At 61.7% G+C, this 12,085-nt stretch carries 13 protein-coding genes and 1 pseudogene; 10 read left to right on the forward strand and 4 right to left on the reverse strand.

Features of this window, described 5'->3' with window-relative positions; genetic code table 11:
• Positions 1 to 50 precede the first annotated feature (50 nt).
• Both galE and EN943_RS09280 read right to left on the reverse strand, forming a co-directional pair.
• On the reverse strand, positions 51 to 1,130 hold the full coding sequence (gene galE, locus EN943_RS09275; RefSeq protein ID WP_127412349.1) for a UDP-glucose 4-epimerase GalE: 1,080 nt from the start codon (positions 1,128 to 1,130) through the stop codon (positions 51 to 53).
• Positions 1,127 to 2,164, reverse strand: a complete 1,038-nt coding sequence (locus tag EN943_RS09280; protein WP_127412350.1) for a UDP-glucuronic acid decarboxylase family protein — start codon at positions 2,162 to 2,164, stop codon at positions 1,127 to 1,129. The genes galE and EN943_RS09280 overlap by 4 nt, the downstream gene beginning before the upstream one ends.
• Before the next feature lie 994 nt (positions 2,165 to 3,158).
• Here EN943_RS09280 and EN943_RS09285 point away from each other — a divergent pair.
• The 6 genes and pseudogenes from EN943_RS09285 to EN943_RS09310 form a co-directional block, all read left to right on the forward strand.
• Positions 3,159 to 3,764 carry a hypothetical protein gene (locus EN943_RS09285; protein ID WP_127412351.1) on the forward strand — a complete coding sequence of 202 codons (606 nt, stop codon included), beginning with the start codon at positions 3,159 to 3,161 and terminating at the stop codon, positions 3,762 to 3,764.
• A gap of 61 nt (positions 3,765 to 3,825) precedes the next feature.
• On the forward strand, positions 3,826 to 4,680 hold the full coding sequence (locus tag EN943_RS09290; protein ID WP_127412352.1) for a 23S rRNA (adenine(2030)-N(6))-methyltransferase RlmJ: 855 nt from the start codon (positions 3,826 to 3,828) through the stop codon (positions 4,678 to 4,680).
• A 192-nt stretch (positions 4,681 to 4,872) separates the two neighbouring features.
• On the forward strand, positions 4,873 to 5,325 hold the full coding sequence (locus tag EN943_RS09295) for a hypothetical protein (protein ID WP_127412353.1): 453 nt from the start codon (positions 4,873 to 4,875) through the stop codon (positions 5,323 to 5,325).
• A gap of 133 nt (positions 5,326 to 5,458) precedes the next feature.
• Complete coding sequence (locus EN943_RS09300) at positions 5,459 to 6,040, forward strand: TetR/AcrR family transcriptional regulator (RefSeq protein WP_127412354.1); 582 nt, start codon at positions 5,459 to 5,461, stop codon at positions 6,038 to 6,040.
• A complete protein-coding gene (locus EN943_RS09305; protein WP_127412355.1) occupies positions 6,037 to 6,873 on the forward strand; it encodes a DMT family transporter in 837 nt (278 codons plus the stop codon). Before EN943_RS09300 ends, EN943_RS09305 begins: the two co-directional genes overlap by 4 nt.
• An 88-nt stretch (positions 6,874 to 6,961) precedes the next feature.
• Positions 6,962 to 7,292: pseudogene (locus tag EN943_RS09310) on the forward strand (LysE family transporter); the annotation flags it as partial.
• A 21-nt stretch (positions 7,293 to 7,313) separates the two neighbouring features.
• On the opposite strand, the gene EN943_RS09315 reads toward EN943_RS09310, so the two are convergent.
• Positions 7,314 to 7,622: a transcriptional regulator gene (locus EN943_RS09315; RefSeq protein ID WP_127412356.1), complete on the reverse strand. Its 309-nt coding sequence runs from the start codon at positions 7,620 to 7,622 to the stop codon at positions 7,314 to 7,316.
• 574 nt (positions 7,623 to 8,196) lie between these two features.
• Here EN943_RS09315 and EN943_RS09325 point away from each other — a divergent pair.
• Both EN943_RS09325 and EN943_RS09330 read left to right on the forward strand, forming a co-directional pair.
• Positions 8,197 to 8,661 (forward strand): hypothetical protein, encoded by a 465-nt coding sequence (locus tag EN943_RS09325; protein WP_024504297.1) that lies wholly within the window; start codon positions 8,197 to 8,199, stop codon positions 8,659 to 8,661.
• A 414-nt stretch (positions 8,662 to 9,075) separates the two neighbouring features.
• Entirely contained in the window at positions 9,076 to 9,672 is a 597-nt protein-coding gene (locus EN943_RS09330) for a glutathione S-transferase family protein (protein WP_127412358.1), read from the forward strand.
• Positions 9,673 to 9,768: 96 nt separating this feature from the next.
• Here the strand turns inward: EN943_RS09330 and EN943_RS09335 are convergent, their stop codons facing one another.
• Positions 9,769 to 10,431: an outer membrane protein gene (locus EN943_RS09335; protein ID WP_127412359.1), complete on the reverse strand. Its 663-nt coding sequence runs from the start codon at positions 10,429 to 10,431 to the stop codon at positions 9,769 to 9,771.
• Positions 10,432 to 10,843: 412 nt separating this feature from the next.
• On the opposite strand from EN943_RS09335, the gene EN943_RS09340 reads away from it, so the two are divergent.
• Together EN943_RS09340 and EN943_RS09345 are read left to right on the forward strand one after the other, a co-directional pair.
• Positions 10,844 to 11,608, forward strand: coding sequence for an SDR family oxidoreductase (locus EN943_RS09340; protein ID WP_127412360.1), 765 nt, complete (start codon positions 10,844 to 10,846; stop codon positions 11,606 to 11,608).
• Positions 11,605 to 12,085: GIY-YIG nuclease family protein (locus EN943_RS09345; protein ID WP_164778130.1), on the forward strand; the 481-nt coding region annotated here is incomplete at its 3' end. The genes EN943_RS09340 and EN943_RS09345, both read left to right, overlap by 4 nt.

Genomic DNA, 12,085 nt, shown 5'->3' on the forward strand with positions numbered 1-12,085 from the left:
TCCGGGCGATGGCAGTACGTTCTCGGGCGGCTCGCCTTATATCTGCAGCCCTAGCGGATTTGGCCAGCGCGCGAGCTGTCACCCCCGCTATCTCTGACCCGTCGAGAGACCACCGACGCTGCCGCCCTGGCTGGCGGCAGTTTCATTGGCTTGGTCTTCAGTCCGAAAAAGGGAGCGGCCGTCCTGACAATCGTGTCGATGTCTGAAAGCTCCGGCACAAAGCCAAGATGTTCGCGTGCGCTTCCCGGGTCGGCGTAGAGCTCCGCCGGATCTCCGGGGCGTCGGCTCCTGAACACTGCCGGAACCGGCCTCGACGTCATTCGGCCGACCGCCTTGACAATCTCCTTGATGGAGACGCCCCGCCCGGTGCCGAGATTGACCGCAAGGCTTCGCCCGCCACCCTCGAGATGCATGAGCGCTTTCAGGTGGGCACGGGCCAGATCTGTGACGTGGATATAATCCCTTACGCAGGTGCCGTCCGACGTGTCGTAGTCAGTGCCGAAAACCTCGATCGCGTCGATGATGCCCGATGCGGCCATGAGCACCCTGGGAACCAGATGGGTTTCCGGCGAATGCCACTCACCGAGCTCGCCGTCGGGATCGGCGCCACAAGCGTTGAAATAGCGCAGGATCGCAAATTTCATTCCATACGCGGATGCATAGTCGCCGATGATCTGTTCACCCATCAGCTTGGAGCGCCCATAGGGGCTGATCGGATTTTGCGAGGAGGTCTCGCGAACCGGCAACGCTTCCGGCACGCCGTAGGTCGCACAACTGCTGGAGAAGATGATGTTTTTGATCGAACTCGCGCGTGCGGCATCGAGCACCGCGATGGTGCCTGTCACATTGGTCGAATAATATTCGGCCGGCTCGCGAACGGACTCCCCGACATAGGCCAGCGCTGCAAAATGGATCACGGCCGTCGGCCGGTGCGTTTCCATCGCCCGCCGCAGTGCATCCCGATCCCGGATATCGCCGACGACAAGCGGCCCCCAGCCGACGGATCTCTCATTGCCGCGGCTCAGATTGTCGAAAACCACCGGCATGTAGCCGGCGGCGGCCAGCTGCTTGCAGGTGTGGCTGCCGATGAAACCGGCTCCACCCGTCACCAGGACTGCCGGCCGGCTCATGAAGCGGCAGCTCCTCTGGCGATATGATTTCCGTAAAGCAGGGTATCAAAATACTCGACGGTACGCGCGAGCCCCTGGTTCAAGCTGATTTTCGGCTCCCAGCCGAGATTGGCCTTGGCAAAGGAGATGTCCGGCTTGCGCTGCCTGGGGTCGTCGACGGGCAGCGGCCGATGCACGATCTTCGACCGGGCGTTGGTGTAATCGACGACCAGCGTCGCCAGTTCCATGATGGTGAATTCGGCAGGGTTGCCGAGATTGACCGGGTGGGCGGGCGCAATCGGCGCGTTCATCAGCCGGATAAAGCCCTCGATCAGGTCGTCGGCATAGCAGAAGGAACGCGTCTGCTGGCCGCTGCCATAGACGGTCAGGTCCTCGCCGCGCAGCGCCTGGACGATGAAGTTCGAAACCACTCGCCCATCGTCGGGCTGCATGCGGCGACCGTAGGTGTTGAAAATGCGGGCGACACGGATATCGAGGCCATAGGTTCTCGAATAATCGAAGAACAGGGTTTCGGCCGAGCGCTTGCCTTCATCGTAGCAGGAACGCGGTCCGTGCGTGTTGACGTTGCCGAAGTAGCTCTCGGGCTGTGGATGCACGAAGGGATCGCCATAGACTTCGGACGTAGAGGCCTGGAATATCTTGGCCTTGTTCTGTCGCGCGAGTTCCAGAAGGTTCAGCGATCCAAGCACGCTTGTTTTGAAGGTGTGGATCGGATCTGCCTGATAGTGCGGCGGAGAGGCGGGGCAGGCGAGATTGTAGATCTCGTCGCATTGAAGGTCCGAAGGCAGTGCATCGACGATGTCGTGCTCGATGCAGCTGAAGCTCGGATTGCGCAGAAGGGTACTGAGATTGTATCTTTTGCCGGTGTGGAAATTGTCCAGCGCGACAACGTCGTATCCGTCCCGCAACAGACGTTCGCACAGATGCGATCCTAAAAATCCCGCTCCTCCGGCGACAAGGGCACGTCGTCGGCTTTGGTTGGCGCCCCTTTGGCTGCCGGATTCCAGTTTCAGAACCTTGACAAGCTTACTCATGCTTTCCTCACACGCACACGCTACCGCCGGGCCGGGACAAAGCATCGCCCGGCCACGTTCCTCCGAACGTGGCAAACCTCCGCATCTGCGGAACCGCCATCACTGATGTGCGTCAATTGTTCTTTGGCTTTCGCGAAGCTGGTGCGACTACACAACTTCCGTGCTGCCGCTCAGCATTCTCTGCGCCCCGAAATCGCGATCACACGCCCGGTGTCACCATCGTCGATTGCTCGCCCAAATTGCACATCCCAACGCATCGAAAATATACCTGTGGAAATCATAGTCAACTAAATTAGCAATTTCTTAATCATATCTATTTGCGAATGGTTAATCACGGGCCGGCATCAGCCTCGAAGCTGAACCAGGAGATGTCCAGGGCAGTTCCTCATTTTAAATCAGGATATTGGGTCGGGCCGCTGGCAGTCGGCGCCACAAGCTGTTCGTTATGTCGAATCAGCGTTTGGCAGCAAGGATCGCCATGAATGAGAGGTTGTGCAATTCAGGGCGAAAATTTCAGATAGCAATGAGATTGCTGCCCAAAACCGCTCGGAGTGCAAATGTAAATTCCCGCGTGCGAATACTCATACCACAGGGCTTGACCTATCGTAGGCACGCCGCAGCTGGCTATAGTGGGAAGAAGGGCAAGGGCTAAAGACTTGTAGGCAAATCCATTCACAAGGACGAATTTTGACTTCATCCTCTTTTGATACCATTGTTCATGGTCTTTGCGCATCAAGGCCTTTGGTTCGCAAGGCGCGCCGATGACCCATTTCGCCGAAAAGCGCATGCGCGTGTTCATTTCATAGGAGCGGTCATTTCGGCAACGAATTTTAAGCGCATAGGTAGAACCCCGCATTGTTGCGCGGCCACGCCGCCACCGGGTTGTTGCTTGCGCACGTCTAGCTCGATCACCTGGGGTGGCGACTCGGCTGGCCATCGCCTTTTGATCGTCGGGGCGCTATTGGCAAGGTCACGATGGAATGTGGTGATGTGAATGCGCTTTCTGTTTGTCCTGATCCTGCTCGCCGGCGCCGGCATCGGTGTCGGCTATCCCTGGGCGATGAGCAATTTCTCCGGCCATGAGATCGGCACCTGGCGGGTTTATGAGCAAGGCCGCTTCAAGCCGCTGACGGTGCCGCTCTCCGGCCGCGATGCGCCGGTGCGGGTGCTGGTCGACCTGACCGCAAGAGCAGAGCGCATCGTTTCGCAGCAGCGCACCGTGCTGACGCTGACCGCTGCAAGCAATGGCCGCACGGTGCTCGCCTCGACCCTGCAGTTCAACCATTCCGACAATCCTCGCCAGGCCAGCCCGCAACTGCCCGACAAGATCTTTCGCGACGAGGCCGGCGTGATCGCGACCGTCAGCCCGGGTCCCTACATCTTCACCGTCGGGCCGGGTGATGCCGACGACATACCGATGCGGTCGGTCGATCTCATCTTGCGCTCCGGCGTCGGCGAGATCGACAGCCGTGCGCGGCCGGCCGGCTTCGCGCTGATGGCGATCGGCCTGATCGGATTTTTGCTGACCTTGCGCACTCGAGGCGGCCGGCCGGAAAATCCGAACTCGCAGCCACCGCCGCCGCGCTGGGGCAGGGGCTGATGCATGTCGCCCAAAGTGTGCAGCGGTTTTGGGACAACGACATGCATAACGGCACAAAACCATGAATTACCGCCACGCCTATCATGCCGGGAATTTCGCCGACGTCGTCAAGCATGTCGTGCTGACGCGCTTGCTCGAGTATCTGAAGCAGAAGGACAAGGCGTTTCGGGTCGTCGACACCCATGCCGGCATTGGCCGCTACGACCTGTCGTCGCTCGAAGCGCAGAAGACGGGTGAGTGGCAAGGCGGCATCGGCAGGGTGATCGATGCCCCGTTTGGCGCGCCGGTGGCAGCACTGCTCGCGCCCTATCTGGAGACAATACGGTCGCTCAACCCCGAGGGTGGCATCCAGAAATACCCGGGCTCGCCGTTGATCGCGCGCCATCTCATGCGCAAGCAGGACAGGCTGACGGCGATCGAGCTGCATCCCAAGGATGCCGCGAGGCTGAGGGTGTTCTTTGCCGGCGATTTCCAGGCCCGGATCATCGAACTCGATGGCTGGCTGGCGCTCGGCGCCCATCTGCCACCGAAGGAAAAGCGCGGCCTTGTCCTCATCGATCCGCCATTCGAGGAAGCGGGTGAGTTCGAACGCCTCGTCGACGGGCTCATAAGGGCGCACAAGCGGTGGCCCGGCGGCATCTACGCGCTCTGGTATCCAATCAAGGACCGCAAGGCGATCATCGCTTTCCGCAGGGCGCTGAAGCAATCCGGCATCCCGAAGCTGCTCGACATCGAATTCGAGATCAGGCCGGCCTCTTCGGAACCCAGCCTCGACGGCAGCGGTCTGCTGGTGGTCAACCCGCCGTTCACGCTGGAGGGCGAGCTGCGGACGCTGCTGCCGGCCCTGCACAGGCTGCTTGCGGTGGGGCGGCCGGCGCACTGGTCGCTGGAATGGCTGGCCGGCGAGCAGGCTTGAGGCGGGCCCATCGACGACCCGGGACCGCGCTCTTCTGGTCCGGACATGAACGTGCCTGAGCCATTCCGGCGCCGTGCAAATTCGGCTTTGGTCAAAAAGCAGTTTCAAACTGGGAAACCATTGTCAACGCAACCGCTTGACCGCCGCCGAGCGAATCCGCACAGTGCGTGCAATCGACCTTGAGAGGCTGCCATGACTCGCTTCGCCAAATCCGCCCTTGCCGTCCTGATTTCGCTCTGCACCCCGCTTGCCGCGCCTCTCGGTGTCACCCAGACCGTGCAGGCCGCAGATCTTACGGTCTATTCCGATGATGACAGCGGGGTCTGCGGTCAGCCATGGGTACTCAACAAGATCACCAGCCGCTTTTCCTATCAGGTGCATCACGTGCCGCATCTGCCTGATGTGCAGATCACCGATTTCCGGCGCATTCACCAGCATCGCTATCTGGCGGCCAACGATACCTGGCCGATCGGTCGCCGTTATTGCGGGGCCACCGTCAGCCTGTCCGACGGCCGCGATCGCACCATCTGGTACCTGATCGAGGAAGGTCAGGGCTTTGCCTCGATCGGCGACAATGTCGAATTCTGCGTCTCGGGCTTCGACCGCTGGATGGTCTACAACGGCCGCTGCCGCATTCTGCGCTAAACGCGGTTCCCCTTCCAATCTCTTTCGCGCCTGTGGCTTGATCGGCTGCAGGCGTTTTTCGTGTCGCGTTGACAGCAGGCGCGATCCGTCGCATAGATATGAGACAGACCTGTCTCACCACTCGGTATGCGCCATGACGTCATCGCCCGTTTCCGATAAGCGCCAGCACGTCGTTGAAACGGCCTACGTGCTGTTCAAGCGCGCCGGATTCCATGCCACCGGTATCGACCGGATCATCGCCGAAGCCGATGTGGCCAAGATGACGATGTATCGTCACTTCCCCAGCAAGGACGAACTGATCGTCGAGGTGCTTGACTATCGCGCTATGCGTTTCGACCGCCAGCTCGACCGGCTCGCTCAAGAGGGCATTCCGCCGGAACAGAAAATCGGAAGAATCTTCGACTGGCATGCACGCTGGTTCCGCAGCCCGGATTTCCATGGCTGTCTGTTCGCACATGCGCTGGCCGAGTTCGGCGACCCCGGGCATCCGGTTTTCAAGGCCGTTGTCAGGCAGAAGAACGGCCTCAAGCGGCGCATGCGATCTATCCTCGAAGAGGTGATGCCGCGCGGCCGCGCCGAGAGCGTGGCGGCGACACTGCTTATGCTGATCGAAGGGGCGACCTTGCTGGCGCAGATGGGGCAGGCCGACGCCGCCATTCGCGACGCCCGCAAGGCGGCCATGCGCATCGTCGCTGTTTCGCGCAGGCCGCAATGAGCCCGCTGGTCATCGGGCTCGCATTGTTTGCGGCGATCCTGCACGCAACCTGGAACGCGTTCCTGCGCACGGGGGCCGACAGGTTGTGGACCGTCACCGTCATGAGCTTTTCCAGTACGGCGCTCGCCATCCCCTTTGCCTTCTTCCACGCCCTTCCGGCCGCGCCGGCCTGGTCCTATATCGTGCTCTCGGCCTGTCTGCAGGTTGGCTACAGCTTGTTTCTCGTGGCCGCCTACAGATATGGCGAACTGGGGCAGGTCTATCCGATCGTTCGCGGCAGCGTGCCGCTGCTTGTCACACTGGGCGGGTTCTTCCTGGCCAACCAGCAGCTCACGCTGCCGCAGACCGTCGGCGTCGCGCTGGTCGCTGGCGGCATCATGGGCCTTTCTCTCGGACGGGGCAGGGCCGCCACGACATCGATATTCTATGCGTTGGCAACGGGAGCGATCATCGCCGCCTATGCGACGGTCGATGCGCTCGGCGTTCGGGCGGCGGGAAACGCTGGCGCTTACACCGCATGGGTCCTGCTGATCTACGGCGCGTTGCTGCCGGCGGCCTTCGTCGCCTGCCGTGGCCGGCTCATAGTCGACCTGCATGCGCCGGAAACCTGGAAGGCGTTGGGCGGCGGCCTGTTTGCGCTTCTGGCCTACGGTGTCGTGGTCGCGGCCTTCGCCCTTGGACCAGCAGGTCCGATCACCGCGATCCGCGAAACAAGCGTCGTCTTCGCTGCCTTCATCGGACGCCTGTTCCTCGGCGAGATTCTGACGCCGCGGCGGGTCGGCGCCTGCGCCATCGTCGCGCTCGGCGCCATATGCCTCGGCTATCAGCCGTGACGGAAATGCGCATCGCGCAGGTTCTGGATTTTCCTGATGGCGCCGACAGGCAAACCGGCTAGGCTGGACTCCCGAGAGCGATATCACGCCCGTCGTGCCCGAACTGCCACCCGTCTCAGGGCGGCGAGGGCTGTTGACGATTTTTGCCACCGGCATCGCTCAATCTTGGCAATCCGAAAATGCCGTTGTTCTACGTTGCGCTGTTGCCTAACGTCGTCGGCGCATCGCTCGACGCCGGTCATCTCGGTGTGCTGATGATGGTGAGCGTGGCCGTTGAAGTGGTGGTGATCGGCGGTCATGTCGTCCTCGCCGGTCGTGCCCGCAGCCTGTTGCGCACGCCAAGGATCGTACGCCGGGTGAACCGCGCGGCATGCGGTGTGATGATCGGCGCCGGCGTTGCCGTTGTTGCCGCGCGCTGAGCGGATTGCCCAGTCACCACGCTATTTCCTGTGCGCCGCCTCGGCCTGATCAAGGATCTTGCGCAGGAATGCGGCGTGGCCGCGGAACGCGCGCCGTCCGCTCGTCGTCGCCTTGACGCGCGTCTGCGGCCGGCGGCCGACGAACAGCTTTTCGATGTCGACATAACCGGCCCTGGCCAGCGTATCCAGATGCGCACCGAGATTGCCGTCGGTGACGTCCACGATTGCCTTCAGCCCGGTGAAATCCAGCGTTTGACGCCTTTCCAGCATGCTCAGCGCGGCCATGATCCTGAGCCGAGTGCTCTGGTGGATGATTTCGTCGGCACTCATCGATTGGCTCCGGCGCAGCCAAGCCGGAGGCCGCGGACAACCATGCCGCCGCCGTGGCGGACCGTCTTGGTGATCTGGAACGGCGGCAGCGCCGCTTGCTCCTGTGCGATCGACATTGAAGTGCTCCCGCATGCTGTACAGAATACTCTGTCATGTAGAGTTGTCTGTCAATTCACGAGGAAGCCGGTCTGCGATCGTGCTTGACAAGACGATGCATCGACCGGCTGTCGCATTGCAGTATAGATCGTCCGCATGCACGAGATGATCGCACCGATGAGGCGGCGGTCATGATATCGGTGGCCGACGATCGACACGCAAAGCTGTTCACTGATCTTCGGAGCTTCACGAGAGGAGCGGTCCCGCGGAATGTGGAGAATGTCGGCGACACATTCTAGCCAATGGTCGAAGATCAGAAGTGAATTTCTGCGACGATCAGCACGATCATGTGCCGATCGTAACCGAAATTTAAGCTGCGAAAATCAGTCTATTGCTTCGCTGGCTAGCAAGCCGCGAGTCAGATATGCATGAGCGCGCCGGGTCATTACGGCCGTCGGCACAAAGGAAGGGGCATCGCATGGCTAAGCAGTCATCCAAAGCGCCGGCGTCCAAGGCACCGGCAAAGAAAGCACCCGCAAAAGCAGCGACGGCAAAGGTCGCGGCTGCAGTGAAGAAAGCAGCACCCGCTGCCAAGCCGAAGGCCGCGGCGGCCAAGGCAAAAGCAGCACCGGCCAAGAAGCCGGCAGCGAAAGCTGCGGCGAAACCGGCAGTGAAGAAGGCGGCACCCGCCAAGGCAGCTGCAAAGCCGGCTGCGAAGGCGGCACCGGCCAAGAAGCCTGCAGCGAAAGCCGCGGCGAAACCCGCAGCGAAGAAGGCAGCGCCTGCCAAGAAACCGGCTGCCAAGGCTGCTCCTGCCAAGAAGCCGGCTGCGAAGGCTGCTCCGGCAAAGAAGGCTGCGGCAGCGAAATCTTCAGCACCGGTGAAGAAGGCGGCACCAGCGGCCAAGCCGAAGGCAGCGCCCGCGAAAGCCGGCAAGAAGTAGTCGCGTCTTCCCTCGCCGGGGGCGGTGCCGAAACAGTCAAGGGCGGGTGCCTGACAGGGCGCCCCGCTCGTTGTTTAGGCAGTCGGAAGGCGAGAACAGAGGCGGACGGAGGATATCTTTTCGCAGCTCCCAGGACTTCGCCATAGGGCGGAGTCCGGTGGGGCCTTTTTTGTGTCGTTCATGCGCGTGATGAAATATCGGCGCGAGGCTCTTCGATCTTGCCTGTCGGCTGGCTGATTCGCGCAATCTTGGCGACTCGGCGACCATGGTGATGAAGCACCGTCTTCATCGAGCGCTCGCTAAACGGCCCTGGCCGATGCGTCGCTCGCTGGCGGCTGGCTTTTCCGCTTCTGGCCATTGCCCGATCGCGCCCGATCGGTCAACACTGCCGGCCTGCAAAACAGGAAACGGATCATGCCCAGACTGCTCTATGCGTCGTCTTCTCCCTACAGTTCCAAGGTACGAATGGCGGCAGCCTATGCCGGCATCGCTGTCGATCTGGTGCCGATCAAGACCGAGGAGAAGCCGGCCGACTTGATGATCGCCAACCCGCTCGGCAAGATTCCGGTTCTGGTGCTCGACGACGGTCGCTCCATCCATGACAGTCGCGCCATCACCCAGCATCTCAACCGTTTGTCGAAGAGCGCGCTTTTTCCACGCAATCCCGACAAGCGGCTCGAGGCGGAAGTGCTGGAAGCATTGGCCGACGGCATTTGCGACTGCGCGCTGTCGATGGTCTATGAACGGCGCACGCGGCCTGAGGAGATGGTCTATCAGTCCTGGCTCGATCGCCAGTGGGCGAAGATCACGGCGGCACTCGACCTGCTCAACGCCAGCCCGCCGAAGCTGCCGAAAAAGATCACCGCCGGCCAGATGGCGCTGCGCGCCTGCCTTGGCTATCTCTCGCTGCGCTTTGCCGGAAAATGGGAAAAGGGTCGCGCCCGGCTGACGCGGTGGGCGGCACGCTTCGACGAGAAGTTTCCAGAACTGAAGTCCTGCATTCCGGGTTGATCGTCCATTACCCGAATAGATTTACCCGGGAAATCACGCGGGCATAAAAAAAGCCGGGCGCGAGGCCCGGCTTTTTCGTGTCGTGGCTTGAACGACTTAGAACTTCATACCGACGCCGAAGGTGACGCGGTTGTCGGTGGCCTTGACCTTGCCGATGCCGTCGAAGCTCTTGCTGCCGAAGTCGGTGTAGCGATACTCGACGCGGCCGAAGACATTGTCGGTCAGCTTGATATCGGTGCCGAGACCGGCGGTCCAGCCGAGCAACGTGGCGCGGTCCGAACCGTATACGTCGTCTTCGACCTTCAGGCTTCTTCCGGCGAGACCGCCGGTGCCATAGAGCAGGATTTCCGGGGTCACGGCATAGCCGAGACGGGCTCGCAACGAACCCTCGAAGCCGGCCTTGGAATTGACGCCATCCTCGTCGCCCTTGACGCCGTTGTAGCCGAGTTCGGCTTCAGCGCCGTAGACGAAGTTCTCCTGCTGCCACTGATAGCCGCCGAAGACGCTGCCGACGAAACCCTTGGTGCCGACGTCAACATTGTCAACACCCAGATCCTTTTCCTTGGTATGGCCGCTGAAGCCATAGCCGACGTTGAGACCGGCATAGGGGCCGGCCCACGAAGCGACCGGAAGCTCAGCGATCGGCGCAGGTGCCGGCGGCTCTTCCGAAACCACGTCAGCAGCATAGGCAGTTCCGCTGAGGGCGAAGAGGCCGAGCGCAACGGCCAGCGGCCGTGCGAATTTGAGATTGGCTTGCATTGTTCTTTACTCCTTAAGCCACAGGACACAGGCTTGTTTCTCACGATCGCCATCGACCCGTCCGGGGGGTGAAACGGATCTGGCGTTCGTCGGTTCCAAATGTCGTGTCAAAATGCGGCTGAAGCGAACCTGAACTTGGGTCATTCCCCGGCGCAAATGAGGCAGAACCTTGACGTTGCATCTTCGCAACAGCGAAATGGCAGGAACCATCCTGTGCTGCGCTGCACACCGCTTGGTGCAAGGACTCCAGCACCCTATATTGCGGTCGGGCGCGCCTGAGTCCGGGCGGGCCGGGATGCCCAAACGGCCGTTTCGCCACAATGCTGCCCAAGGTGCGAACACCATTTAACGCATGCCGGGCCATATTTCGCCGGCACTGCTTTTTCGGGCCGAAATTGAGGATTGACACCATATGAGCAAAGCCACTGTCACGGCGCTGGTGACGGGCGGGGCCAGGCGGATCGGCAGGGCGATCGTCGAGGATCTCGCCGCGCACGGTTTTGCCGTCGCCATCCATTGCAACCGCTCGCGCACCGAGGCCGATGCGTTGGCTGCCGAAATCATCGCCGGTGGTGGCCGCGCCGCCGTGGTCGTCGCCGACCTGACCGATATGGACGCCGTTGGTGATCTCGTCGGCCAGGCGCAAGCAGCGCTCGGACCGATTCCCCTGCTGGTCAACAATGCGTCGCTGTTCGAGGACGATTCGGTTCTGAATTTCGACTGGCGGGCCTGGGACCGGCACTTTGCCGTCCATGTGAAAGCGCCCGCGCTCCTGGCGCAGAATTTCGCCCGGGCGTTGCCGGCAGGGCAGGAGGGCCTGATCGTCAACATGATCGATCAGCGCGTCTGGCGGCCGACGCCGCGCTACTTCTCCTATGCACTGTCCAAATCGACGCTGTGGACGGCCACCCAGATGATGGCGCAAGCGCTCGGTCCCCGCATCCGCGTCAACGCCATCGGTCCGGGGCCGACCTTGAAGAACACGCGTCAGGACGACAGCGATTTTGCCGCACAGGTCGATGGCTTGATCCTCAAGCGCGGCCCGGAATTGCCGGAATTCGGCGCCACGATCCGCTATCTCTGGGAAGCGCGCTCGGTCACCGGCCAGATGATCGTGCTTGATGGCGGCCAGCATCTTGCGTGGCAGACGCCCGATGTGACAGGCATGACGGAATGAGTCCCGTAGACCACAAAAGCAAGCCGCGCGGCGGCGCCGACGATCTGCCCCCCGATATCGGCCTCGAGGACGAGGCGGTCGAGGAGATCGTTGAAACCGTCGGTCCCGATGTCGCCTTCACCGCCATCGACTGGACGCCGCATGCCGGCGATGCGGAAGGCATGGTCGGCGCCGAGGTGATCCAGACGCTGGTCAAGCGGTTGCCCAACGCGCCCGGCGTCTACCGCATGATGAACGCTGCCGGCGATGTGCTCTATGTCGGCAAGGCGCGCAGCCTGAAGAAACGCGTCACCAACTACGCGCAAGGCCGCTTCCACACCACCCGCATTGGCCGCATGGTGCGCGAAACGTCGACGATGGAGTTCGTCGTCACCCGCACCGAGATCGAAGCGCTGCTGCTCGAAGCCAATCTTATCAAGCGCTTGCGGCCCCGATTCAACGTCCTGATGCGCGACGACAAGTCGTTTCCCTATATCC

Source organism: Mesorhizobium sp. M7A.F.Ca.US.006.01.1.1 (genome assembly GCF_003997935.1).
In the GTDB taxonomy this organism is placed as follows: Bacteria; Pseudomonadota; Alphaproteobacteria; order Rhizobiales; family Rhizobiaceae; genus Mesorhizobium.